Source organism: Streptomyces sp. DT224 (assembly GCF_049844595.1).
Taxonomy (GTDB): domain Bacteria; phylum Actinomycetota; class Actinomycetes; order Streptomycetales; family Streptomycetaceae; genus Streptomyces.
This window is the reverse complement of the sequence record NZ_JBNCLI010000012.1, coordinates 36,286-59,502: the sequence shown is the minus strand read 5'-3', so window position 1 is coordinate 59,502 and position 23,217 is coordinate 36,286. Positions and strand designations below refer to the sequence as shown.

26 protein-coding genes are annotated in these 23,217 nt (G+C 70.2%); 17 read left to right on the top strand and 9 right to left on the bottom strand.

Annotated elements, in window-relative coordinates; translation table 11 throughout:
* Positions 1-51: 51 nt before the first annotated feature.
* A complete protein-coding gene (locus tag ACLQ2N_RS28265; RefSeq protein ID WP_425817245.1) occupies positions 52-552 on the bottom strand; it encodes a hypothetical protein in 501 nt (166 codons plus the stop codon).
* 701 nt (positions 553-1,253) lie between these two features.
* Here ACLQ2N_RS28265 and ACLQ2N_RS28260 point away from each other — a divergent pair.
* From ACLQ2N_RS28260 to ACLQ2N_RS28220, 9 genes are all read left to right on the top strand, one after another.
* Positions 1,254-2,156: a helix-turn-helix domain-containing protein gene (locus tag ACLQ2N_RS28260; protein ID WP_425817243.1), complete on the top strand. Its 903-nt coding sequence runs from the start codon at positions 1,254-1,256 to the stop codon at positions 2,154-2,156.
* 2 nt (positions 2,157-2,158) lie between these two features.
* Positions 2,159-2,872, top strand: coding sequence for a zinc finger domain-containing protein (locus tag ACLQ2N_RS28255; protein ID WP_425817241.1), 714 nt, complete (start codon positions 2,159-2,161; stop codon positions 2,870-2,872).
* A 162-nt stretch (positions 2,873-3,034) separates the two neighbouring features.
* Complete coding sequence (locus ACLQ2N_RS28250; protein WP_425817239.1) at positions 3,035-3,676, top strand: WhiB family transcriptional regulator; 642 nt, start codon at positions 3,035-3,037, stop codon at positions 3,674-3,676.
* Complete coding sequence (locus ACLQ2N_RS28245) at positions 3,673-4,989, top strand: DUF2637 domain-containing protein (protein WP_425817237.1); 1,317 nt, start codon at positions 3,673-3,675, stop codon at positions 4,987-4,989. The genes ACLQ2N_RS28250 and ACLQ2N_RS28245 overlap by 4 nt, the downstream gene beginning before the upstream one ends.
* On the top strand, positions 4,986-5,177 hold the full coding sequence (locus tag ACLQ2N_RS28240) for a hypothetical protein (protein WP_425817235.1): 192 nt from the start codon (positions 4,986-4,988) through the stop codon (positions 5,175-5,177). Before ACLQ2N_RS28245 ends, ACLQ2N_RS28240 begins: the two co-directional genes overlap by 4 nt.
* 303 nt (positions 5,178-5,480) lie before the next feature.
* Positions 5,481-6,107: a plasmid mobilization protein gene (locus tag ACLQ2N_RS28235; RefSeq protein ID WP_425817233.1), complete on the top strand. Its 627-nt coding sequence runs from the start codon at positions 5,481-5,483 to the stop codon at positions 6,105-6,107.
* The gene (locus ACLQ2N_RS28230; protein ID WP_425817231.1) at positions 6,104-7,837 is read left to right on the top strand and encodes a relaxase/mobilization nuclease domain-containing protein; all 1,734 of its coding nucleotides are present in this window, start codon (positions 6,104-6,106) and stop codon (positions 7,835-7,837) included. The genes ACLQ2N_RS28235 and ACLQ2N_RS28230 overlap by 4 nt, the downstream gene beginning before the upstream one ends.
* Positions 7,838-7,977: 140 nt before the next feature.
* Entirely contained in the window at positions 7,978-8,421 is a 444-nt protein-coding gene (locus ACLQ2N_RS28225) for a hypothetical protein (protein WP_425817229.1), read from the top strand.
* Between the two features lie 76 nt (positions 8,422-8,497).
* Positions 8,498-9,184: a hypothetical protein gene (locus ACLQ2N_RS28220; protein WP_425817227.1), complete on the top strand. Its 687-nt coding sequence runs from the start codon at positions 8,498-8,500 to the stop codon at positions 9,182-9,184.
* A 299-nt stretch (positions 9,185-9,483) separates the two neighbouring features.
* Here the strand turns inward: ACLQ2N_RS28220 and ACLQ2N_RS28215 are convergent, their stop codons facing one another.
* From ACLQ2N_RS28215 to ACLQ2N_RS28205, 3 genes are all read right to left on the bottom strand, one after another.
* Positions 9,484-10,305, bottom strand: a complete 822-nt coding sequence (locus tag ACLQ2N_RS28215) for a DUF317 domain-containing protein (RefSeq protein ID WP_425817225.1) — start codon at positions 10,303-10,305, stop codon at positions 9,484-9,486.
* Positions 10,306-10,320: 15 nt separating this feature from the next.
* Positions 10,321-10,611, bottom strand: coding sequence for a hypothetical protein (locus ACLQ2N_RS28210; RefSeq protein WP_391261863.1), 291 nt, complete (start codon positions 10,609-10,611; stop codon positions 10,321-10,323).
* Positions 10,612-10,711: 100 nt separating this feature from the next.
* Positions 10,712-11,065, bottom strand: a complete 354-nt coding sequence (locus tag ACLQ2N_RS28205; protein WP_425817223.1) for a DUF317 domain-containing protein — start codon at positions 11,063-11,065, stop codon at positions 10,712-10,714.
* A 215-nt stretch (positions 11,066-11,280) separates the two neighbouring features.
* Between ACLQ2N_RS28205 and ACLQ2N_RS28200 the strand changes: the two genes are divergently transcribed.
* The 4 genes from ACLQ2N_RS28200 to ACLQ2N_RS28185 are packed head-to-tail and all read left to right on the top strand — an operon-like array spanning position 11,281 to position 15,621.
* Complete coding sequence (locus ACLQ2N_RS28200) at positions 11,281-12,036, top strand: TnsA-like heteromeric transposase endonuclease subunit (protein WP_425817221.1); 756 nt, start codon at positions 11,281-11,283, stop codon at positions 12,034-12,036.
* Complete coding sequence (locus tag ACLQ2N_RS28195) at positions 12,033-13,925, top strand: Mu transposase C-terminal domain-containing protein (protein WP_425817219.1); 1,893 nt, start codon at positions 12,033-12,035, stop codon at positions 13,923-13,925. Before ACLQ2N_RS28200 ends, ACLQ2N_RS28195 begins: the two co-directional genes overlap by 4 nt.
* Positions 13,922-14,974, top strand: a complete 1,053-nt coding sequence (locus ACLQ2N_RS28190; RefSeq protein ID WP_425817217.1) for a TniB family NTP-binding protein — start codon at positions 13,922-13,924, stop codon at positions 14,972-14,974. The genes ACLQ2N_RS28195 and ACLQ2N_RS28190 overlap by 4 nt, the downstream gene beginning before the upstream one ends.
* Positions 14,971-15,621 (top strand): hypothetical protein, encoded by a 651-nt coding sequence (locus ACLQ2N_RS28185; RefSeq protein WP_425817215.1) that lies wholly within the window; start codon positions 14,971-14,973, stop codon positions 15,619-15,621. Before ACLQ2N_RS28190 ends, ACLQ2N_RS28185 begins: the two co-directional genes overlap by 4 nt.
* A gap of 106 nt (positions 15,622-15,727) precedes the next feature.
* Here ACLQ2N_RS28185 and trxB read toward each other — a convergent pair whose 3' ends face one another.
* Complete coding sequence (gene trxB / locus ACLQ2N_RS28180; protein ID WP_425817213.1) at positions 15,728-16,702, bottom strand: thioredoxin-disulfide reductase; 975 nt, start codon at positions 16,700-16,702, stop codon at positions 15,728-15,730.
* Complete coding sequence (locus ACLQ2N_RS28175) at positions 16,699-17,121, bottom strand: arsenate reductase ArsC (protein WP_383167130.1); 423 nt, start codon at positions 17,119-17,121, stop codon at positions 16,699-16,701. Before ACLQ2N_RS28175 ends, trxB begins: the two co-directional genes overlap by 4 nt.
* 95 nt (positions 17,122-17,216) lie before the next feature.
* On the opposite strand from ACLQ2N_RS28175, the gene ACLQ2N_RS28170 reads away from it, so the two are divergent.
* The 3 genes from ACLQ2N_RS28170 to ACLQ2N_RS28160 are packed head-to-tail and all read left to right on the top strand — an operon-like array spanning position 17,217 to position 19,689.
* On the top strand, positions 17,217-17,525 hold the full coding sequence (locus ACLQ2N_RS28170) for an ArsR/SmtB family transcription factor (RefSeq protein WP_006126153.1): 309 nt from the start codon (positions 17,217-17,219) through the stop codon (positions 17,523-17,525).
* Entirely contained in the window at positions 17,522-18,634 is a 1,113-nt protein-coding gene (arsB, locus tag ACLQ2N_RS28165) for an ACR3 family arsenite efflux transporter (protein WP_425817210.1), read from the top strand. The genes ACLQ2N_RS28170 and arsB overlap by 4 nt, the downstream gene beginning before the upstream one ends.
* Positions 18,631-19,689 (top strand): ArsO family NAD(P)H-dependent flavin-containing monooxygenase, encoded by a 1,059-nt coding sequence (locus ACLQ2N_RS28160; protein WP_425817208.1) that lies wholly within the window; start codon positions 18,631-18,633, stop codon positions 19,687-19,689. Before arsB ends, ACLQ2N_RS28160 begins: the two co-directional genes overlap by 4 nt.
* A 3-nt stretch (positions 19,690-19,692) precedes the next feature.
* On the opposite strand, the gene ACLQ2N_RS28155 is transcribed toward ACLQ2N_RS28160, so the two are convergent.
* The 3 genes from ACLQ2N_RS28155 to ACLQ2N_RS28145 are packed head-to-tail and all read right to left on the bottom strand — an operon-like array spanning position 19,693 to position 21,704.
* On the bottom strand, positions 19,693-20,199 hold the full coding sequence (locus ACLQ2N_RS28155; RefSeq protein ID WP_425817206.1) for a GNAT family N-acetyltransferase: 507 nt from the start codon (positions 20,197-20,199) through the stop codon (positions 19,693-19,695).
* Positions 20,200-20,225: 26 nt separating this feature from the next.
* Entirely contained in the window at positions 20,226-20,600 is a 375-nt protein-coding gene (locus ACLQ2N_RS28150) for an ArsR/SmtB family transcription factor (protein WP_054100422.1), read from the bottom strand.
* Between the two features lie 42 nt (positions 20,601-20,642).
* Positions 20,643-21,704: a flavin-containing monooxygenase gene (locus tag ACLQ2N_RS28145; RefSeq protein WP_425817204.1), complete on the bottom strand. Its 1,062-nt coding sequence runs from the start codon at positions 21,702-21,704 to the stop codon at positions 20,643-20,645.
* A gap of 109 nt (positions 21,705-21,813) precedes the next feature.
* Between ACLQ2N_RS28145 and ACLQ2N_RS28140 the strand changes: the two genes are divergently transcribed.
* On the top strand, positions 21,814-23,217 hold the full coding sequence (locus ACLQ2N_RS28140; protein WP_425817202.1) for an NAD(P)-binding domain-containing protein: 1,404 nt from the start codon (positions 21,814-21,816) through the stop codon (positions 23,215-23,217).

Genomic DNA, 23,217 nt, shown 5'->3' with positions numbered 1-23,217 from the left:
TGCGCCGCCCTGCCGGGAAGTGACCCACGCGCCGCGCTTCGGGCCTGGGCTTCACTCGTCGTCCAGGAGGTCGGAGAGGTCTGCTTCCGGCAGCCCCTGCAGCCGGCGCGTCTGGTCGAGCACCACTTCCACCATCCGCAGGCTCGACTCTTCCAGGCCATTCGCCCTCAGAGCCACGCGGAGTACCCCCCGGTCACGCATGGCCGCGAGCACCCGCTCCTCGGCACCCTGCAGTTCGCTGCCCTGGTCCGCGTCGCCAGCGGGCTCGTCGGCGCCGGGCTCGTCGCCGCCGGGCTCGTCGCCGCCGAGGAAGTAGTTCGGTTTCACTCCGAAGAAGGTCGCCAAGCCCTTGACCGTGCCCCACTTGGGGTTCAGGTTGACGCCCGTGCGCAGCTGCTGAAGGCCGCTCGTGGTGATCTTGAAGCCTGTGCGGTCGAGGATGCCCTGGGAAACTTCCGGGTACGTGTACGTGCGTCCTGTCGGGTGCCTCTTGCTCTGCCAGAGGCGTTCGAGCAGCTCTGAGAAGGCTGGCTCTCCATCGCTCTGCGTCATCCATGGCCCTTTCGTCGCGGGTGTCAGTCTATCCACTGCAGTGGCTTCCCGGCGTCTCAAGTGGCAAAACTGTAGTTGACGGGGAGCGGGAGTCGGGGTGTACTTGCCCCCACATTCGACCACCGGAGTGGATCGCTCCTGGTCACAAGGCCATGGCGGGCCGCCGTCTCGCCGTCGATTGAAGGGCGAAAAGGGACGATGCGGCTCGCTCGGCGTACTGGCACCTGTCGTCGGCCCCAGGCCCACGCAAACCATGGTAACTCTCTGCAACCAGTACAGGGTTTAAGAACCAACTCTGGACCTTGACGCGGAGCCGTGCGATGTTCGTCGTCCCCCGCCGGGCAGACCGCCCGCACGGACAGCACAGGAACAGTGACGTGCACAACCTCCGGGCCTCATAGGTCCTTGATACAGCGACGGCGCCCAGGAGCGGGAACTCCCGGACGCCGAACGCATAACGGCTGTACCCGCCCCTGCAAGGGCGGAGGTCGCCACCATCACCACGCTGATCCCTGCCACGGGACGTCTCAGCGCGGCAATACCAAAGGAGATTCTTGCATGGGCTCCGCCCTGCGCAAAAGGCCCTTCCCTCCGGCCTGCGTAGCATCCACCTCCGCCTCGATGCCTCGGCGCCGCGAGTCGGACTCAACCGCCCTGAGCCGGGCGGGTCACCGCTCCCGTGTGGTCTCCGGAGGCGGCCGATGAGCAGCGAAGCCCGCGAGTGGGTGTGGGAGCACAGCTCCAGCCGAGGCACCGCACGCCTGGTCCTGCTGTCGATCGCCGACCGGGTGGCCGACGACCAGTGCGTCTCCTGGGCCTCGCTGTCCAGCCTGGCCACGCGTACGAACGCCTCGGTCTCCACGGTGCGCGTAGCCGTCGAGCGCCTGGTCCTCGCCGAAGAGCTGGAACAGCTCGACGACCTGGTGGGCCCACAGCGCAGCACGGTCTACCGTCTGCCCCTCGCCGCCGAGGCCCTCGTACAGGCCCGGCGCGAGCAGCAGCAGCAGGAGGAGGACGGCGACACGGCGGTGGCCGAGGAGCCCCCCGGCCCTGCGAAGCTGCGGCTGTCGGCTCTGCGGCGGTACGGAATCCGCGAGCGTGAGGTGCCGGAATCCACCGTGAGGGTCCGGAATCCGGCAGTGCCGGAAACCGGCAGGTCCCGACGGAAACCGGCACGCCGACGTAGCGGGAACAGGCACAACGGTATGCCGGAAACCGGCACCCAGAACCGTAGTGAACCTGATTTGAACCGGAAGTACAGCAGTAGTGGTGCTGCCGTCCTCTCGGCTGCCGAGTGGACGGTCGACCCAGCCACCCACACCTGGGCACGCCAGCAGGGACACCTCGACCGGCTCGGCGAGGAGGGCCTGCGGTCCGCTGATGCGAAGTGGCGTGCCCACCGCGCCGACTTCAAGCCGCGGCCGGCGGGTGCCTGGGCTGCCGACTGGCGCTCCTGGGTCGCCCGAGAGCACACCTCCGGACGCCCGAACCTGTACGCCGTGCCCGGCAAGAACAACGCCGCGCCGGGGGGCATGACGCGGGCCGAGGCCCACACCGCCGCCCTGCTCGCCGCCCTCGACGAGCAGACCGGAACGGAGGGCTGACCGTGGACCGCCGCGAAATAGCCGCCCTGCTTGCCTACATCGGCCGGCTCGACCCCCGCACCATCCGCACCGACCAGGGCGAGGCACGCGACCAGCTCGCCCAGTGGCACGAGCTGCTCGGCGACGTGCCGACGGCGACCCCGCACGGCTGGGACGCCCTCGCCACGGCCCGCCGGCACATCCGCACCTCGCCGTACCCGGTCCTCCCGGCGGACATCGCCCGCCCCTGGGAGAGCTACCGGCGCGACCGTCTGGCCCGGCACTCCGACCCAACGCCTTCCGTCGACCCGGACGACCAGGCCGCCTGGAGGGCCGAGCTGGTCGGCACCCGCCGAGCCGTCGCCACAGGCACCGCTCAACCCGCACAGGCCCGGGGCATCACCACCGGCCGCGCGGGAGTCAGCCCGAGGCTGGAGGCGAGGCTGCGGGAGATCGGGTCCTGCATACCGCCCGCCGCCCGAGCGGCCCTCGTGCCATACCGGCCCGCCCGCGCGGCCCGAGAGGCCGCTGTCGCGCAGGGGCTGCCCGACGCCCTGAGCGTGCGGTGCACCTGGTGCCTGGCCCAGCCCGGCGAGTCATGCCGTCGCCGGAGGATCGGTGCCGACGGTGCAGCCCGCGGAACCGCTCCCTGCGCCACACACCCCAGCCGTCTCGACCTCGCCGCCGCCCAGCAGGCACAGCTCACCGAGCAGACCCAGCAGCCTGCCCTCGCCTGACCGGCCCTCCCGGCATGTGCACCCCGTCCGCTGCACGGCCACCCGACACCACCGTCCCGCACCGGCTGCGGCGCACGCCCTCGCGCCGCAGCCGGCACCCGACGCCGCACCCGCCGAGCACCCGCCTCCGCCGGTCGGTGCGGCAGCACCACGGAGACCACCTTGCGCCACATCACCACCAACGACGCCCTGGCCACCGGCCTGCGCGCCATCGGAGACACCAGCTGGCACCCCTGCGGCACATGTCACGGCATGGACGTCGAGGACGCCGAGGCCGTGTTCTTCCCCGGCCCCCGGGACCACGAGGAGATCGCGGAGGCGAAAGAGCTGTGCGGCTGGTGCCCCGTGCGTCGAGAATGCTTGGACTTCGCCCTGGAGAACGGCCTCACGGAGGGTGTGTGGGGTGGCCTGACTGAGGCCGAGCGGCGCCCGCTGCACAACAACCTCCACCGGCGCCTGGATTACCGGCGTGTGGTCGCGTTCTTCCAAGGGCGTGACGTGCACCTGACGGAGGCCGAGCGGCAGGTCGTCATCGACCACGCCTACGTCCGCGGCTGGCTGCCCGTCCGGCTCGCCGCCGCCCTGCGGATCAGTCAGAAGCATGCCCGGGACCTGCTCCGGCAGGCAGCCGACAAGGTCCTCGACCGCGACCGCCACCTTGGCATGCCGCGCCCCAAGAAGAAGCGGAAGAAGAAGCGCAAGAAGACCGCTCCGGTCACGGTTGCGCCCACGACCATCGAGCCCGGTACTCGTCCTGCGGCGCCGCTGAGCTCGGCGTCCGCCCCTCTCGGAAAGGCCGCATGACCTCCCCCTCCGCACACCCCGCCGTCGCGCCCATCGGGGTGTGGGACCGGCTCGCCATCGTCACCCTCGGCCTCGCCGGATGCGCCCTGAGCTACGACGCGCTCCAGCAGATGGCCGTCGCGATCCACATCCGCGGATACCTGACCTACCTCTTCCCCCTCGTGGTCGACGGCTTCATCGCCTACGGGGTACGCGCCCTGCTGGTCCTCTCCGAGGCTCCGCTGCGGGCCCGGCTCTATGTCTGGACGCTCTTCGGTACAGCCACCGCGGCAAGCATCTGGGCCAACTCCCTGCACGCGGTCCGCCTCAACCAGCAGACCGCTCACACCACCGGCCTGCGCCTGGGCGACACGGTCGTCGCCATCCTGTCCACCCTCGCCCCGCTCGCCCTGGCCGGCGCGGTCCACCTGTACATCCTCATCACCCGCCATCACCCGGGCGCCGGATACACAGGGGCAACTACAGCGGCGGAAGCCGGGGAGCAGAACACGGACCAAGTGCCTTCCTTCGCCCCAGCAGCGGACTGGACCCGCCCTGCGGACCGTCCGGGAGACGGTGCGGACCACGGGCGCGGACCAGCACCGGAGACTGGTCCAGCAAGCGCGGACCACCCCGACCCGCACGGTCACGGCCCTGCGCGGACCACGGACCATGCCGCTGGTTTTGTCCCGGCGGACCACGAGGATCCGGCTGCGGACCACCGAGGCGACTCGGCTTCCGAGCAGGCTGCCAGCCAGGACGCGACGGCTGCGGACCAGCAGACCAGTGATGGTCCGCGCGGTATCGAAAACTGTGGGCGGACCAGGAAAACCCCAGGTCAACCGGCCGATAGGTCCCATGGCCCGGGGGAGCACGACCGAGCGGACCATGGGCGTGGACCGGCCCAGGATCTTGATCCGGCGAGCACGGAGCAAGCTGCCCCGGCAGACCAGATGCCGGACCGCGAGCACCCTCGGACCACGGACCAGCCCGCCGAACCCGCCGCGGACCAGGACCAGAACGGTCCGGCGGACCAGGACCAGGACGATTCCTCGAGTGGACCGCAGGGGGCTGCGACCACGGACCACGAAACCTCGCGCGCGCCGCGGACCACGCCTGCGGACCAGAACGACGAGGTCCCCTGGGAGGTGAAGGTCGAGGTGGCCCGCGAGGCGGCTCTGGAGGCGGGTCGTATGACGCGCCGGGTCATACGACCGCACCTTCGGCGCAACAACATCACCATCAGCAACGAGGGCTTCCGCAAGCTCCAGGATCAGCTCTACGCCGATCCTGCGCTCGCGCACCTGCCCCGAGACACGAGGAGGTCGCGATGAAGACCTGCCGCCGGTTCATCACCGTCCGCGCGGAGTTCGAACGGGAGATCGGCTTCCTGCTGGCCCACTCCCAGCGATACGAGGGGAAGCCCTCGGCGAAGTCCAGCGCGAAGCGGGCCGCCTCCGCGAAGGAGCAGATGGCCCGCGCGCTCTCCACCCACGTCGGCCGCTGCCCCGAGTGCGGCTAACTGACAAGACCCCAGCTCAAACCCCCTATCCGCAAAAGGTGGCCCGGCTCTGTGCCGGGCCACCGTCCCGCTGGGGAGATAGCGCCGCGCTCCCCCGTCCTCATCGGTCACCGAGGCAGGCGCCAGGGCGCACACCCTGGTGCGCGGACGAGTTCTGCACACCCCTGTCCTCACGCCAACCGGCCTGCGGCCCGGCCTGGGCCGGCCTGGCGGGCCGCTCCGCATCTCTACGCACCCGGCCGACGTGCTCGCACTGACCGCGACCACCCAGCACCACACCCGATCCGCGAGGCCCGAACTGCGATGACGCACGCACCCAAGAACACCACCACCCCGGAACCTGGTCCTGACAGCAACTCGGTCTCGGGGCGAGCAAGTTGGGGCGGAAGCGTAGCTTCCGCCGAACCCACCCCCGAGGGGGCGGGTTCGGACCTGCACCGGGGGGCGCAGGTCCTTCAGGCTTCGACCGAGGGCGGATCGAAGCCAGGGCAGGAGGAGCAGCAGAACACGTCGCGCGTCCGCCGACAGCGCACCCCTCGCGCCCGTCAGCGTCCGCGTCAACCGCGCGAGAAGAAGCGCCTGCATCAGCCCAACACACGTTTCAACGAAGACGAGTTCACGCTGATCAAGTCCGCCGCCGCCCAGTGCAATCTGTCCGTCGCCGGGTTCCTCGCCCGTGCCGCACTCGCCGCCGCGAGCGACCTCGACCGCACCAGCGCCGAGATCGCCGACGAACGCGAAGTGATCACCGCCCTGTTCGACAGCCGGCGCCGGCTCGGCTGGGCCGGCAGCAACCTCAACCAGGCGGTCAAGGCCCTCAACTCCGGCGCGGACGCCCCCCAGCTCGAAGCGGCCATCATCGCCGTACGGCGTGCCGCCGACACCGCCCACGAAGCCGCTACACGTCTGATCGAACGCCGCAGCTCATGATCCCCAGCGTCAACGATGAAGGCTCCCGAACCATCGGGCTCCTCGCCTATCTCTTCGGCCCCGGCAGACACGAGGAACATGTCGACCCTCACCTCGTCGCCTCGTTCGACGGCATGTCCCCCGACCCCGGCCGTGACCGGAACGCCACCCTGAAGGAGCTCCAACAGCTTCTGGACCAACCCGTGATGGCGCTTGCGGAGCATGCCCGTCCGGCGAAGCACGTCTGGCACACCTCCGTACGCGCCGACGCCGGTGACCGGACGCTGTCCGACGAGGAGTGGGCCGGCATCGCCCGTCGGATTATCGCCGCGACCGGGATCGACCCTGGCGAGGGGCAGTCCGGCTGCCGTTGGGTCGCCGTACGGCACGCTGACGACCACATCCACATCGTCGCCACCCTCGTCACCGAGGACGGCCACCGCCCCGACGACTACCGCTCCGGCGCCCGCGCCCAGGCCGAAGCCCGGCTCATCGAGAAGGAACTCGGCCTCCACGAGGTCGCACCCGGTGACGGCACCGCCGCACAGCGGCCCACCAGCGCCGAGCGCCACAAGGCCGAGCGGCAAGGTCGCGAGCGCACGGCCCGGGAGGAACTGCGCGAGACCGTTCGGCGGGCCGTGGCCGGCGCGAGGAGCGACGAGGAGTTCTTCGAACGGCTCGCCGCCGCCGGCCTCCTCATCCGCAAGCGCACAGCACCCTCCGGCGACCTTCTCGGATACAAGGTCGCTCTGCACGACGACCTGAACAAGAACGGCGAACCGGTGTTCTACCCCGGCGCACGCCTGGCCCCCGACCTGTCGCTGCCCCGCATCCGGGAACGCTGGTCCGGTCACCCAACCCCGGACCAGGAGGCCCCGGTCCGCACGAGGCCGAGCACCCCGGCCGCTGCCCGACGAGTCACGGCATCAGCCGCGTGGCAGGCCGTGCTCGTCGTCGAGCACGGCGACGACGCCGTCGCCGCTGCCCATATCGCCGCCGCCGGTGAGGTCCTGGACGCCCTCGCGACCACGTCCGCCGCGCACACCCGCCGCGAACTCCACGCCGCCGCCACCGCCTTCGAACGCGCCTCTCGCTCCCACCTACGCGCCGTACGGGGGCACGACCGGGCCCTGCGCCAGGCGGCACGAGACCTCGTCCACGGCGGCAATGCCCTGGGCCGGGGTGAGGACGGTGCCAGCACCGCCATGGCGATCGACATGCTGTTCTTCCTGATCACCGGCGCCGCGCACTGGCACGCCCAGAAGGGGCACGCTCAGCAAGCGGAGGCCGCCGCCCGGGCCGCCGAGCACCTGCGCACCGCCTACCAGCACGCCTCCGCCCAGCCCCTCGGCGTGCTCCACGCGCGCGGCCGGCGTCTGAGCCGGCCGGTGATCCAGCGGCAAATCGCGCTGCTGCGCGACACCCTGCCGGGCCTGGCCGAACGGATTCTCGCCGAGCCCGGCTGGCACGCCCTGGCCGCAACGATCGCGGAGGCCGAAGCCGCTGGCCACGATCCGGCCGCTCTCCTCTCCGGCGCCGTCGAACGCCGGGAACTCGACACCGCGGACCAGGTCAGCGACGTCCTGGTGTGGCGGCTGCGGCGAACCGCCGACCTGCCCGCCGACGCCTCCGACCTGCCCGAGAAGATCACGGCAGGCGACCGGAACGCGAAGCGCAGGCCCACGACCCGGCCCTTCACACCCGGCAGGCGTCGCAACGGGCGAGAGACACCGGGCAGGTCCCCCCGGTGAGCCCGCCAAGCGCGGGCGCCCGGCGCCGCCCAGGAGCACAGTAATACGGGGCAGGCACTGTGGACTTTGTGAATTGAAGCCGCCGGGGTCGTAGGGCACGATCATCAAGCGATTTGGACGAGGCCAAGGAGGACGTCAGGGTGTTTCACCGAATACGCCGCAGGGCCAAGGGACCGAGCGAGGCGGAGCGTCAGCTTGCCGAGTTGCACGCGCGGCTGGCAGACCTGGTCCCCCCGGTCCTCGGGGTGCCGGCGGCGGAGCCGCAGCACAGCGAGCCGACGGCGATGGTCGACGATTTCCTTCCGCCGGAGCTGCGGGTGCCGAGCCATGACCAGCTCGACGGCAGGATGATGCCGTGGAAGCAGCCGCTCGTCCTCGACGGCGAGTTGGCCGCCTGCGCCGAGTGCGGCGCGTACCGGGACTGGCTTATCCTCTCCACCCGTGACGAGATCTGGCTGCGCTGCCGGGTCGGTCACCAGCAGCAGGAGACGCGCATCGACACCGCCTGGTTCAACCGGCACGCGGGGCCGGCGGACGCGACGCACGCCACGTTCGAGGACTGCCTGCGCTATTTCGGGCACTGACCACCACTCCTACGACCCCACCGGGCCCGCGGGCCCGTACTGACCACCCGTCGTCCACCAAGGGGTCAGTTCCGTCATGCGCGTTCGCGTCGCCACCACCATCCTCGGCATCACCGCCGCCCTCCTCGCCGTGCCCGCCTGCTCCGCCGACACCATCGGCACCGAGCCCACCACCGCACCGCCCGCCCGTACCGGAGAGCCGGCCAGCGACACCACCCTCCTCTCCTCGGCTGCGCTGGAGACGCGCCTGCTCGACGAGAGCGATCTCGGCAGCGGCTACCTGCGCAAGCCGGAGCGCGCCGCTCAGCACGACGACGTCACCGTCATCGGCTGCCCGGCCCTGAACGAGCTCGGCAGCGACGCCGCGATCGGCGGCAGCCTCTCCTTCCCGCGCCGTGCGAAGGTGTCCTTCACCTACGGCGGCAGCTCCTCGGAGGTCTCGGAGGAGCTGTACAGCGGCCACCAGGACTCGTTGTCCGATGGCATCGACGAGATCTTCGAGGCGATGACCGGGTGCCCGACCTATCAGGTCGTCTCGGGCGGTACCGCCATCGACATGTCCTCACAGACGCTGGACCCGCGCCGCAGTCTCGGTGACGAGCAGTGGAGCCAGCTCCTGACGGCCTCCACCGGAGGACACAGCACCGTGGTCAAGCAGACCGCGATCCGCGCGGGCAGCCTGTTGCTGATCGTTTCCGGCTCTCCGGCCCTCGTCGACCGCCACCTCGACAAGGCTCTCGCCAAGGCCACGGCAACGAGGTGATGCGAACCCGCCCTTCGGGGCGTCGCTCATTTCGAGCGGCGCCCCTTGCAGGTCGGCCCCGCAGCCCGTGAGGGCGGCGGGGCCGCGCGGTCGTCATGTCAGACGAATGCGTGAAGCCGGGCCTCCCCGTACGGGCAGGCCCGGTTTCGTTGTTGTTTAGCGAGGCGGACGGGACCGTGGGCGCTATTCCCACGTCGAGGCTCAGGGGCCCGGGGAGACCTTCGGGAGTAGCACGGGCCGCCCGCCTCCCCCGCTCCGACCGAGAGGGGGCCTTCACAGGAGGAGGATGCGTGTGCGTCCTATCCGGCCGGGGCCCGCAGCAGCCGATCCTCGGTAGCTGCGGGCAGCACCCGACGCAGAACCGGTGCGGTCGAGCTGAGGGAGGCGGCGAAGGCCGCGACGAGATCGTGCGGGACGCTGGCGGCGAACGATGCCGCCCACAGCCACGGTTCGCCGAGCGCGGGCTCGGCCCATGCCTGCCACCCAACCGGTCCCCCGTCGTCGTACTCGGTCGCGAGAACGCGCGGGTCGGAGTCCTGGATGAGCGGGGGAACCTCGCCCAGGCTGATCTGCGAGGTGAATGTCGGGTCCGTCGCTCCGCCTTCAGGCCGGTCGAAGTCGCGGAGCCATCCGTGGGCGGCAACAGCGTCAAGCACCCGCTCGGGTCCGGCGAGCGACTCGGCAGGCTGGCCGCTCGCGTCGAGCGCCACGAGGAAGTCGACCACCGCCTCACCGGGGACGTCGCAGGTGAAGTACGCCGACCACTGGGCGAGCGGACTGCTCGGCTCAGCTCGGGCGGAGACCTGCCAGGCGATCGGCAGCCCTCCCAGGAGGAACGGCTCGTCCGCCAGCGCCCATTGGGCCCAGCGAAGGGCGTCGGGACTGATGTGCAAGACGGTGCTGCGCACGACTTGGCGGTCCTCCGGCGCCTCATCCGGCTCCTGTCGTCCGCGGACCACTGTCAGGCTCGTCCAGCCCAGGCTGGAGAGCGTGTCGGCGACGACGTCGTAGAGGCGCCCATCGTCACCAGCCAGGTGTCGCGGGCCGACCCAAAACGCGGGCTGGCCGCCGTGCGAAGCACCGGAGTCGGTCGGAAGGTCGGGGTACAGGGGCGCCTCCAAGGGCTCGATGCGGATTCAGTTGCCGCCGGCACGGCGGCGGGGGCGGCGCGGGGGTGCCTGAACGGGGCCCTGCCACGTCAGGGCGACGGCGACCTCGGTCGGCAGATGACCGAGTTGGGCACCCTCATCCCGCCCTTCGGCGAGATAGACGACGGCCCGACCGGTCTCGTCCACAGACGCCAACACGCTCTCGATGCTGTGAGCCATCGGGAAGAACGGGTTCATGGCCAGACGGACCGGAGCAGTCCGGTCGTGGGCGGACAGTCGATCGATGAGATCGCCGACGGTCATCTCCGAGGACGTCACGAACAGCCTCCTGAGGTAGGGAAACAAGCAGCGGTGATACGGATCGGCCGCCGGCAACAGACCAGCGGCCGATCAGCGGTGCCGGCGGGAGCCGCCACGGTCACACGCGACGTGAAGTCGCCAGCACGCAGGCCACAGCGGCGGCGACGATGTCAGCCGGCGTCTCGGTGTCAAACGTCATGCGGTAGCCGGGTACGCCGCCGGTTCCCGCGACGGCAATCGCCCATCCCTCACCATCTGTTCCGGGACGGCCATTCGGGAACCAGCCGAGGTAGAAGCGGCCGTCCTTCGAGCTGATGTGCACGTCCGCCTGGTCATCCACGATCAAGTGGAAGTCGGCGGCAGAAAACTGATCTGTCACGAGCGTGGGCTGGCCGGAACCAAGCTGCCACTCATGTAGCCGCAGGGCTTCGATGGTGGTCGAGAAACCAGGGCCGGCAGGAGCTACGGTCACGGGCAATCACCTCTCTGACCTGCGCAGTTCTTGCAAGGTCGTCTACGTTGACATGCCCTCACGCACCTTGGCCAGTCTTTCCGCGATCTTTCCTGTCTGCCCCCGGCGAACTGTCCTTTGTCATCCAATCGAGGCGTTTGACAGCGAACCCAGCCGTTTCGGTCTCTCTGACAGTGAATCTAGTCCGTGAGGGGTGAACAAGCTGGGGGTGTCGTATGTCGGTAGAGACTGGGGCGGACAGCGTCGTGCCGTACGTCGAGTTGTCGTGTGCGGAGGGCGTACGCGGGCGTCGGCGTCGGCGTCCGTTGCTGGACTGTGCGACGGCCAGGTTCGAGGACGCGGTGCCAGTTCGGCCGTTTCGGTGGTCGCAGGGTGGTCTCCATTTCCCGGGGTGGTACTGGGCGGCGACGACTGGGCAGCATGTCGGTTTCGAGTCGTGGCTCGAGCGGGACCGCCTCGTGCTCATGGACTTCGATCCCGCCGTGGTGCGGATGGCCTCCCAGCCGTTCTGGCTGCACTGGCACGACGGTTCGCGTGAGCGGCGGCATGCACCGGACTTCTTTGTGCGGCGCGCGGACGGTTCGGCCGTTGTGGTCGACGTCCGCGCAGACGGCTGGATCGCGCCGCGCGATGCCGAGGCGTTCGAGGTGACGCGCCGGGCCTGCGCCGAAGTCGGGTGGGCCTTCGAGCGGGTGGGGGTGCCGGAGGCCGTGCTGCTGGCGAACGTGCGGTGGCTGTCGCGCTACCGCCACCCTCGCTGCCGACAGGATCAAGTCGCTGCGCGGCTGATGGAGGTCTTCTCGCAACCCAGGCCGCTGATGGCCAGCGCCGACACGGCTGGCGACCGGCTGGCGACGCTGCCCGTGTTGTTCCATCTGTTGTGGAGGCAGGAGTTGTCCGCCGACGGTATGGCCGTCGAGTTGCTGGGGCCGCACACGGTCGTGCGCGTGGCCGACGGGGGTGTCGGATGACGGAGGACGGGCGATGGGTTCCGCCGACTGCCCGTATCGCGGAGTACCCGAAGAAGGCCGCTGAACAGGCTCGTTGGTGGGAGGGCCATATCCTGGAGGTGCTGCATGGACTGCCGCCGGATGCACCCCAAAGCGCCGTGCCAAGAACGGAGTTCGACCCGAAGCGGCACTCGCTGGCCGAACGCGAGCGGGCCAAGGCCGCCGAGCTTACGGCAGCGGGCCATCCGGTGACGGCCAGTGGAATCAAGCAGCGACGCCAGCGATATCACCGCGACGGACTTGTCGGGCTGGCCGACGGCCGGTCAGCCAAGAAGCTGCCTGACTTCGGCCAGATCCCTCCGGCAGTCGTCGAAGCAATGCGGCAGGCCATCGCTGAGACGGCCAATGCCTCCTCAAGGACGATCCGTTTCACCATTTGGCGGACGAAACAGATCCTCGCGTCCCGAGAGGATGCCGACGGCATCGAATTGCCCACGGAGCGCACGCTCTACCGGCTCTTCGCCAAGCTGGCTGCCGGCACACACGCGACCGGTTCCGCAACCACGCGCCGCTCGCTGCATACACGTCCGTCCGGCCCGTTCGGAGAAGTCCCGGCCATTTCGCCGGGCGAGCTGATGCAGATCGACTCCACTCCGCTGGACGTCCTGGTACGGCTGGACGACGGCATCGCGGAGAAGGTCGAGCTGACCGCGCTGGTCGACATCGCGTCCAGGTCGATCACTGCGGCGGTGCTGCGGCCGACGACGAAGGCGGCCGACGCCTCCGCCCTCCTGGCCCGCAGCATCACACCGGAAACGATGCGACCGGGCTGGCCAGAGGCACTGCGGATGTCCCGGTCAGTGCTGCCGTACCAGCGACTGCTGGCCCTGGACAAGCGGCTGGAGCACGCGGCGGGCAGGCCGGCGATCGTTCCGGAGACGATCGTCTGCGACCACGGCAAGGTCTTCATCTCGCACAACTTCCGTGCTTCCTGCCGCTTTTTGGGCATCTCGCTGCAACCCACGCACAAGGCGTCGCCCTTCGAAAAGGGCGTGATCGAGAGGACCCTGAGCTCAGTGGCCACGCTGTTCGCGCAGTTCGTCGCGGGCTACACCGGCCGCTCGGTGGATCGTCGCGGCCGGCATGTGGAGAACGGACCGCTGTGGTCACTGCCCGAACTGCAGAGTCTGCTGGACGAGTGGATCGTCGCCGTCTGGCAGAACCGGGCGCATGACGCCCTGCGAGATCCGGACGCACCGAAGCGAGCCTTCTCGCCGAACGAGAAATACGCGATGCTGCTGGAGTCGTGCGGCTACGTTCCAGCCCCGTTGAGTGGTGAGGACTACGTCGAGCTGTTGCCGGAACGATGGCACGCGATCAACGCCTACGGTATCCGGATCAACCGCCGTACCTACGACAGCGCCGAGTTGAACCCACTGCGCCGTCAGCACTCCGGGGTCGCAGAGAAGAAGGGCCTGTGGGAGATCCACTACGACCCCTACGACGTCTCCCGGATCTGGGTACGCGACCGCCGCGGCGAGAGCGACCGGTGGATCACCGTGTACTGGCGGCACCTGCACCGCGCCGGCGTCCCGTTCGGCGAAATGGCCTGGAACCACGCCCGCCAACAGGCCCCGAGAAACGGGAGCGAGGCACAGATCGCGGATGCGGCAGCCGCCCTGCTCAAACGCGCCCACGACGGCCCTCCGGACGAGGAGGACCCTCCGGCCAAAAGGCCCCGGCGGGACCGCCGGGTCGCCGCCCGCACCCGGGCGACCACCCCTGGCCGACAGATTCCCGATCCGCCGGCCGAGAGGAAACCCATGGATGAGGCCACGGACACCTCGTCGGCCGAGGTCATTCCGCTGGGCCTGTTCGACCCGCTGGCCGACCCCTGGAGGCGCCCGTGACCATTCCCAAGCCGACGGCGGGACGCACCGGGGTGCGGGAGGCCGACGCCGAGGCCGGCCTGCAGCTGAACACCCTGGTCGGGTGGCGGAGGTTCATCGACGGGCTACCCGCTCCCCCGGCCCTGTCGTCCCGCACCGCTTGGCAGCGAATGCCGGCGTCCGAGCGGGGCCTCTACGACGAGGACCGCCTGGACCATCACGCCCGCATGCTCACGGTCGCCACCTCGTTCGTCGAGCAGACGGCGATCTGCGGCCGCAGGCTGGTCCTGCTCAACCGCCACGCGATCAGCGCCCGCCGCGGGCTGATCGTCTCCGGCCCTGCGGGAACCGGCAAGACCATCGCCATCACCCAGTTGGGTCGCTCGCACGAACTTCTCGACCGGGCCCGGCACCCACGCGCCACCGACCGCATCCCTGTCGTCTACGTAACCGTCCCGCCCGCCGCGACCGCCCGCATAATCGCGACTGAGTTCGCCCGCTTCCTGGGCCTGCCGGTGCGGGCCCGCTCGAACATGACCGACATCATCGAGGCCGTAGTCGGTGTCTGCACCGACACCCGCACCGGGATGGTGCTGGTCGACGAGCTCCACAACATCTCACTCACCAGCCGCCACGGTGCCGAAGTCGCCGACACTTTGAAGTACTTCTCCGAGCGCCTGGCCGCCACCTTCGTCTACGCCGGCATCGACATCGCCGAATCCGGCCTGCTGTCCGGGACTCGCGGCGCCCAGATCGCGGGCCGATTCACCCTGATCCCCTCTCGCCCCTTCCCCTACAGCAGCGAATGGAAGGGCCTGGTCGCCGCCATGGAGGACACCTTGCGGCTGCACGACCACCGCCCTGGCACACTTACCGGCCTGGACCGCTTCCTGCATGACCACACCGGTGGCATGATCGGGTCCCTCTCCCATGCCATCCGCGGAGCCGCAGTCGATGCCATCCTCACCGGCACCGAGAAGATCACCAAGAAGAGCCTTCAGGTCATCCCTCTCGACCACACCGCCCACACCACAGCTCCGCTGGCAGCGAAGACCGCTACCTACCGATGAATAGCGAGCTACCGCCCCGATTTGCGCCCCTGCCGGTCCGACTTCGTCCCGGCCTCGGAGAGTCCGCCCACTCCTACATCCGGCGCCTGGCTCGCGCCAACCATCTCAAGCCCAGTTTTCTGCACTGCTATCTCTGCGGCCCGCCGCAGTGGTTCGGCAAGCCGCTCCTCGAAAACCTAGCTATCGTCGCAGGTCGCTCGCCCGAGGCGCTCGAACGTGCCCTCGTTGACGCCAGCACCCTGGGCGGCACGAACAGACCCCGCCGTCTCCCCAGGAGAAATCCGTTCGCCTGGCGCCGGAGCCTGTCCCATCGCATCGCTCAAGAGGCCCTGAGAGGCACACAAGTCCGCACACTCGCCAAGCGCTACAACATCCGTGACAGGGAGGTCCGCTTCGCCCTGGAGACAACCCGCCTGACCACCACGGTGACGGGTCCGCTGACCGCCCCTGTCACAGGCGAACTCGCCGACCTCATCGAGAGCATGATCAGCAGAAGGCTCAACGGAAGGCAGATCTGGACAGAGCTCATGGACGACCACGACTACCTGGTCACCTATGGCTCCGTTCGCCACTACCTCAGATACGCGCGATGCCGGAGGGCGCCAGCACAAGCTGAGGCATCAGGACGCCAACAGATCGCCCTCTAGGCGGCACCCGGCCGACGTAGCACCGCAGCTCCGACGGGTGAACGATAGTGCGCGGTTCCGTCCCCGCGCAGACTGAGCTGCCCCCGGGTACGGAACCGCAGCGGACTCAAGCGAAGGCCGCGGTAGCCTCCGGATCGGTCTGGACGGCGTTGCCGGCCGCGAGGTACCGCTCGGCGTCCAAGGCTGCGGCGGCGCCGGTGCCGGCGGCGGTGATGGCTTGGCGGTAGGTGTGGTCGACGACGTCACCGGCCGCGAACACTCCGGGAAGGCTGGTGCGGGTCGTCGGGGCGGCAACCTCGATGTAGCCCTCGCCGTCCAGTTCCAGCTGGTCGGCGAAGAGTTCGGTGCGGGGGTCGTGGCCGATGGCGATGAACAGCCCCGTGACGTCCAGGTCGCGGGTGGTGCCGGTGAAGACGTCGCGCAGGGCGACGCCGGCGAGCATGCCGTTGGTCTCCTTGATCTCGGCGATCTCGCAGTCGAAGGCGAAGGAGATTTTGTCGTCGGCGAAGGCCCGGTCTTGCATGACCTTGGAGGCGCGCAGGGTGGAGCGGCGGTGGACGACGGTGACGGAGCGGGCGAAGCGGGTGAGGAAGGTGGCTTCCTCCATGGCGGTGTCGCCGCCGCCGACCACGACGATGTCGCGGTCGCGGAAGAAGAATCCGTCGCAGGTCGCACACCAGGAGACGCCCCGGCCGGACAGCTTGTCCTCGCCTCGCAGGCCGAGCTTGCGGTAGCCGGAGCCGGTCGCGACGATCACCGTCCTGGCGCGGTGGACGGTGCCTGCGGAGTCGGTGAGGAGCTTGATGTCGCCGGTCAGATCGACGGACACGACATCGTCGTCGATCATCTCGGCGCCGAACTTCTCCGCCTGGGCCCGCATGTTCTCCATCAGGACCGGGCCGTCGACGCCCTCAGGGAAGCCGGGGAAGTTCTCCACCTCGGTCGTCGTGGTCAGCGAGCCGCCGACGAAGATGGAGCTGCCGAACAGCAGGGGCTTGAGCTGGGCGCGGGCGGTGTAGAGGGCCGCCGTGTATCCGGCGGGGCCGGAGCCGATGATGACGACCTCGCGTATCTCGCTCACGCCGTCGCCTCCGGCTTCGCGGGGGCGATCTCGGCGATCAGGCCCTCGACGAGGGTCTTGATCTCGTCGCGGATCGGGCGCACGGCCGCGACGCCCTGGCCGGCCGGGTCCTCCAGCTTCCAGTCGAGGTAGCGCTTGCCGGGGAAGACGGGGCAGGTGTCGCCGCAGCCCATCGTGATGCAGACGTCGGACTCGCGGACCGCGTCGATGGTGAGGACCTTGGGGGTCTCGGCGGAGATGTCGATGCCGACCTCGGCCATCGCCTCGACGGCGGCGGGGTTCACGGCCGTGCCCGGGTTGGAGCCGGCGGAGCGGACCTCGACACGGTCTCCGGCCAGGTGGGTCAGCCAGGCGGCGGCCATCTGGGAGCGGCCGGCGTTGTGGACACAGACGAACAGGACGGACGGCTTGTCGGCCATGGTGATCGTTCTCTCTCGTCGCATGGCGGAACCCGGCCGCCAATGACTTCAGCCCCCGCTGGTATCAGCGGGTGATGATGTGAGAGTATCAGTGCATGCTGACTTCAGTCGATCCTGATGTGATCCGAGTGCTGGGCGATCCGCTCCGCCTGAAGATCGTGACCCTGCTGGCGCGCGAGACGCTCTGCACGACGCACCTGGTCGAGGAGACCGGAGCCAAGCAGACCAACCTGTCCAACCACATGAAGGTGTTGCGCGAGGCCGGGATCGTGGAGACCGAGCCGTGTGGCCGCTTCACCTACTACAAGCTCAAGCCCGAGGTCCTGGCCGGGCTGTCCGAGCAGTTCGCCGCGCTGGCCGACTCCGCCCGCACCGCTTCCGAGAACAAGAGGGCCTGCCCGTGACCTCCACCGAGCCCACCACCTCCCCCGCTCCGGCCGGCGGTGGGGACGACTCGATCGTCAAGAAGCTCTCCACCCTCGACCGCTACCTGGCGGTGTGGATCCTGCTCGCCATGGCCGTCGGCCTGGGCCTGGGCCGCCTCATCCCGGGCATGAACGACGCGCTCGCGAAGATCGAGATCGGCGGGATCTCCCTGCCGATCGCGCTCGGCCTGCTCGTGATGATGTACCCGGTTCTCGCGAAGGTCCGCTACGACCGGCTCGACCGCGTGACCGGCGACAAGAAGCTGATGATCTCCTCGCTGGTCATCAACTGGATCGTCGGCCCGGCGGTCATGTTCGCCCTGGCGTGGATCTTCCTGCCGGACCTGCCCGAGTACCGCACCGGGCTGATCATCGTCGGTCTCGCCCGCTGCATCGCCATGGTCATCATCTGGAACGACCTCGCCTGCGGCGACCGCGAGGCTGCAGCCGTCCTCGTCGCCCTGAACTCGGTCTTCCAGGTTGTCGCCTTCGGCCTGCTCGGCTGGTTCTACCTCGACCTGCTGCCCCGCTGGCTGAACCTCGGCAACGGCCAGGGCCTGGACGTGTCCGTGTGGCACATCGCGCTGAACGTCGTCATCTTCCTCGGCATCCCCCTGCTGGCCGGCTTCCTCACCCGTCGCATCGGCGAGCAGAAGATGGGCCGCGAGAAGTACGAGACGAAGTTCCTGCCGAAGATCGGCCCCTGGGCGCTGTACGGGCTGCTGTTCACGATCGTCATCCTCTTCGCCCTCCAGGGGAAGACCATCACCTCCCAGCCGCTGGACGTCGTACGGATCGCACTGCCGCTCCTGGTCTACTTCGCGATCATGTTCTTCGGCACGTTCCTCCTCGGCAAGGGCCTGGGCCTGGCCTACGACCGCACCGCCACCCTCGCCTTCACCGCCGCCGGCAACAACTTCGAACTGGCCATCGCCGTCGCCATCGCCACGTTCGGCGTCACCTCCGGCCAGGCCCTGTCCGGCGTCGTCGGCCCCCTGATCGAAGTCCCGGTGCTGATCGGACTGGTCTACGTCGCGCTCGCCTGGCGCAAGAAGTTCGCCCCCGACGCGGTGACCACGGCCCCGTGACCCAGCACACGGAGGTGGTGGTGGTCGGCGGCGGCCAATCCGGGCTCGCCGCCGGCTACTACCTGCGCCGCCAGAACCTGGACTTCGTGATCCTGGACGCCGGTGCGGCGCCGGGCGGGTCCTGGCAGCACATGTGGGACTCCCTGCACCTGTTCTCCCCGGCCGGGTACTCCTCGCTGCCGGGCCGGCTCATGCCCGCCCAGGCGGGCGAGACCTACCCGGACGCCGGGCACGTGGTCGACTACCTCACCGACTACGAGAAGCGTTACGACCTGCCGGTCCAGCACGGTGCTCGCGTGGATGCCGTGCACCGCGACGCGGACCGGCTCCTGGTCGAGGCTGACGCGGGCACTTGGCGGGCGAAGGCGGTTATCAGTGCCACCGGGACCTGGACGCGGCCCTTCCTGCCCGCCGTCCCCGGCCGCGGCCTCTTCACCGGACGCCAGCTCCACACGGTGAACTACCGCTCTCCGGCCGACTTCGGCGGCCAGCGCGTGGTCGTGGTCGGAGGAGGGAACTCCGGCGCGCAGATCGCCGCCGATCTCGCCCTGGACGGCAACGTCCAGGTGACCTGGGCGACTCAGCGCCCGCCGCGCGTCCTGCCCGACGACATCGACGGCCGCGCACTCTTCGACGTCGCCACCGCCCGCCGCCGCGCCCTCGATGCCGGCCGCGACGATACCGGCGGGGTCGCCTCGCTCGGCGACATCGTCGCCGTGCCGCCCGTCCGCGCCGCACGCGACGCCGGGCTTCTCACCGCGAAGCCGATGTTCTCCCGGCTCACCGCCAGTGGCGTGCGGTGGGACGACGGCAGCCGCGCCGGTGCGGATGCGATCATCTGGTGCACCGGCTTCCGCCCGGCCCTGGCCCACCTCGCCCCGCTGAACCTGCGCGGCCCGCGCGGCCACATCCCCACCGACGGAACCCGGGCCCTCGGCGAGCGGCGGCTGCACCTGCTCGGCTACGGCGACTGGACCGGCCCGGCCTCGGCCACCCTCATCGGCGTTGGCCGTCCAGCCCGCGACGCCGCCCGCGAGATTGCACAGCTGAGCTGAGGTTCAGGTGACGGCGCGGCTGCGGCGTTCGAGAAGGACGACGTCACGCCAGACGCCGTGATGGCGTCCGATCCGCTCCCGGGTGCCGATGACCCGGAAGCCGGCCCGCTCATGGACGGCGAGGCTGGCGGCGTTCTCGGGGAAGATCCCGGACTGGATGGTCCAGATCCCGGCCTGCTCAGTGGAGTCGATCAGCGCCTTGAGCAGGGTGGAGGCGATGCCACGTCCGCGGGCTGCGGGGTGGACGTAGACGGAGTGCTCGACCACACCCGCGTACGCGCACCGGTCGGAGACCCGGCTCGCCGCGACCCACCCCAGCACCGTCCCCCTCTCGTCGATCGCGGAGAAGCGGTGTTCGGACAGCTTCGCCGCATCGAACGCCTCCCACGCCGGGGCAGCGGTCTCGAAGGTGGCGTTCCCTTCGTCGACGCCGGCCTGGTAGATCGCCAGCACCTGCTCGGCGTGCTCCGCCGCCAGCGGCACGACCCTCACACTCAGCGCCCCGCTCACCGCTTCCCCCTCTGTACGTCCGGTCGTCAGGCCGCAGCCGGCATGGCCAGCAGCTTGCCCATCGCGGCGAGCACCGACGGCTCGACCCGGTAGTACACCCAGGTGCCGCGCCGCTCCGAGGTGAGCAGCCCGGCCTCCTTCAGCTTCTTCAGGTGGTGGGACACGGTGGGCTGGGAGACGCCGACGTCGGAGATGTCGCACACGCACGCCTCCCCGCTTTCGTGCGAGGCCACGGCGGAGAACAGCCGCAGGCGCACCGGGTCACCGAGGGCCTTGAACATCCGCGCCGCGGTCTCGGCCTCCGCGGCACTCATGGGGCGCTCGGTCAGCGGCGGACAGCACGGCGCCACGCCCTGACCGTCGGCGGGCTCGAGCAGCGGCAGCACCTTCGCATTCGACATACGTCTATGTTGACACACGTCGAACCAGCATGGGGAGGCTCATCACCGGCGCGCGAGATGGGCGGCCAGACGCCGGGCGATCCGCTCCGCGTCCCGGCCAACCCCACGCAGCGAGTTCGACGAGAGGCTGCGCTGCCACTCCAGCCCGACATGCGCCAGCCCCGGCACGCTGATGGCGAGGCCCTCGCGGTGCCGGGGGCTCCCGTCGGCGTCCAGGGCGCCGTCCAGGGAGGCGAGGTAGGGCAGGTCGGGGCGGTAGCCGGTGGCGAGCACGATCGCGTCGACCTCCTCCCGCTGTCCGTCCGGCCAGATGAGCTTGGCCCCGTCGGCGCCGGTGAACAACGGTCGCCGGTCAGGCTGTCTGGCGGCCAGTGCGGCGCGGTAGCAGCCGTCGTCGAGGACCGGCTGCGCCGGCGGATGCGGCAGGAGCCGACCAAGGGGTGCGGTGTCCAGGCCGGTGCGGGCCGTCCAGAAGTGCAGGTCACGGCCGAGGATGCGCTGGGACGCGAACTTCACCGGCCCGCGGGTGGCGAGCGTGACGCGGGCGGTTTCGGCGAGTTCGGCGGCGATCTGCACCGCGGAGTTGCCGGCCCCGACTACCACCAGCCGGCCGCCGGCGAAGGGGGTTGGGCTGCGATAGTCGGCTGCGTGCAGCACCTGACCGGTGAACTCCGCCAGGCCGGGCAGTGCTGGCCGGTATGGACGCCCGAAGGTGCCGGAGGCCGCGACGACGGCCCGTGCCCCGAGCCGGCCGCCGCCTTCGAGGACCACTTCGAATACGGATCCGGCCCGTCGCACGGAGCTGACGCGCTCACCGGTACGGATGTCGGCGTCCAGGCGGTCGGCATAGGCGGTGAGGTAGGCGACGACCTCGTCGCGATGCGGATAGCGGTTGCGGTCGGCGCCGGGGAACGGCACTCCCGGTAGGGAGCTGTACCGGGCGGGCGAGAACAGCGTGAGGCTGTCGTAGTAGTGCGGCCATGACCCGGCCGCACGGTCGGACGCCTCCAGTACCACCGGCCGCAGCCCGCGGCGCAGCAGCGCGTGGGCGGTGGCGAGCCCGGACTGGCCGCCGCCGATGACGGCGACGTCGATGTGCTTCATGAACAATCCCTCTGGTTTCGATGAATGTCTATGTTGACGCTCATCAATACAGGTGCCATGCTGGGCGGCGCAAGCCATCGACAGATGTCGAACCACGCAAGGAGTCGCCGTGAACGCGCCCGCCACCACCGAGCTGCCCGTCGTCGTGATCGGAGCAGGACCCGCCGGCCTGGCCGCCGCCGCCCACCTGCTCGACCAGGGCATCGAGCCCCTGGTCCTCGAAGCCGGTCCCGCCGCCGGCGCAGCGGTCCGCGAGTGGGCACACGTGCGCCTGTTCTCCACCTGGGGCGAGGTCGTCGACCCGGCCGCCGAGAAGCTCCTCGCCCCCACCGGCTGGACCCGTCCCGACCCGGCCACCTACCCCTCCGGCGGCGACTGGGCCGAGCTGTACCTGCAGCCGCTCGCCGACGTCCTCGGCGACCGCGTCCGCACCGGTGCGACGGTCACCGGCGTCTCGCGCACCGGCCGGGACCGCATCGTCGACGCCGACCGCGAGCAGCAGCCCTTCGTCGTGCACTTCACCCACGCCGACGGCCGTGAGGAGCGCGTCTTCGCGCGCTCCGTCATCGACGCCTCCGGCACCTGGGCCACCCCGTCCCCGGCCGGTGGTAACGGACTTGCCGCGCTCGGCGAGAGGGCCGCCGCGGACCGGATCGCCTACCGTGTTCCGGACCTGAAGGACCCCGTCGTCCGCGCCCGGTACGCGGGCAAGCGCACTGCCGTGATCGGCTCCGGCGCGTCCGCGTTCACCGCCCTCGCCTACCTCGCCGACCTCGCCAAGGCCCAGGACGGAGCGGGCACGAAGGGCGTATGGATCCTGCGCCGGGGCATCTCCGGCTCCACCTTCGGCGGCGGCGAGGCCGACCAGCTCCCGGCGCGCGGCGCCCTGGGCCTGGCGGCCAAGGCCGCCGTCGACGAGGGACACGCGGACGCGGTCACCGGCTTCCGCACCGAAGCGGTCGAGCGCGACACCGACGGCCGCCTGGTCCTGGTCGGCGAGGACGGCCGGCGTCTGGACCCGATCGACGAGATGATCGTGCTGACCGGCTTCCGCCCCGACCTGTCCTTCCTTGATGAGCTGCGCCTGGGCCTCGACGAGCGCCTCCAGGCACCCGTCGAGCTGGCACCGTTAATCGACCCCAACCAGCACTCCTGCGGCACCGTCTACCCACACGGCCACCGCGAGCTCTCCCACCCCGAACCCGGGGTGTACCTGGTCGGGATGAAGTCTTACGGCCGCGCGCCGACGTTCCTGGCGATGACCGGGTACGAGCAGGTCCGCTCCGTGGCCGCCGCGATCGCCGGCGACCTCGACTCCGCCGACCGCGTCGAACTCACCCTGCCCGAGACCGGAGTCTGCGGCGGCGCCGGCCTCTTCGACGCCCCCGACGCCCAAGAGGCGGACGGTGGCGGCTGCTGCGCACCCGCGCCGCAGCTCGTCCAGCTCAGCGCCCCCGTCGCGGTCGGGGCCGCTGCTGAGGAAGCACCGGCGGGCGGCTGCTGCGGCTCGTGA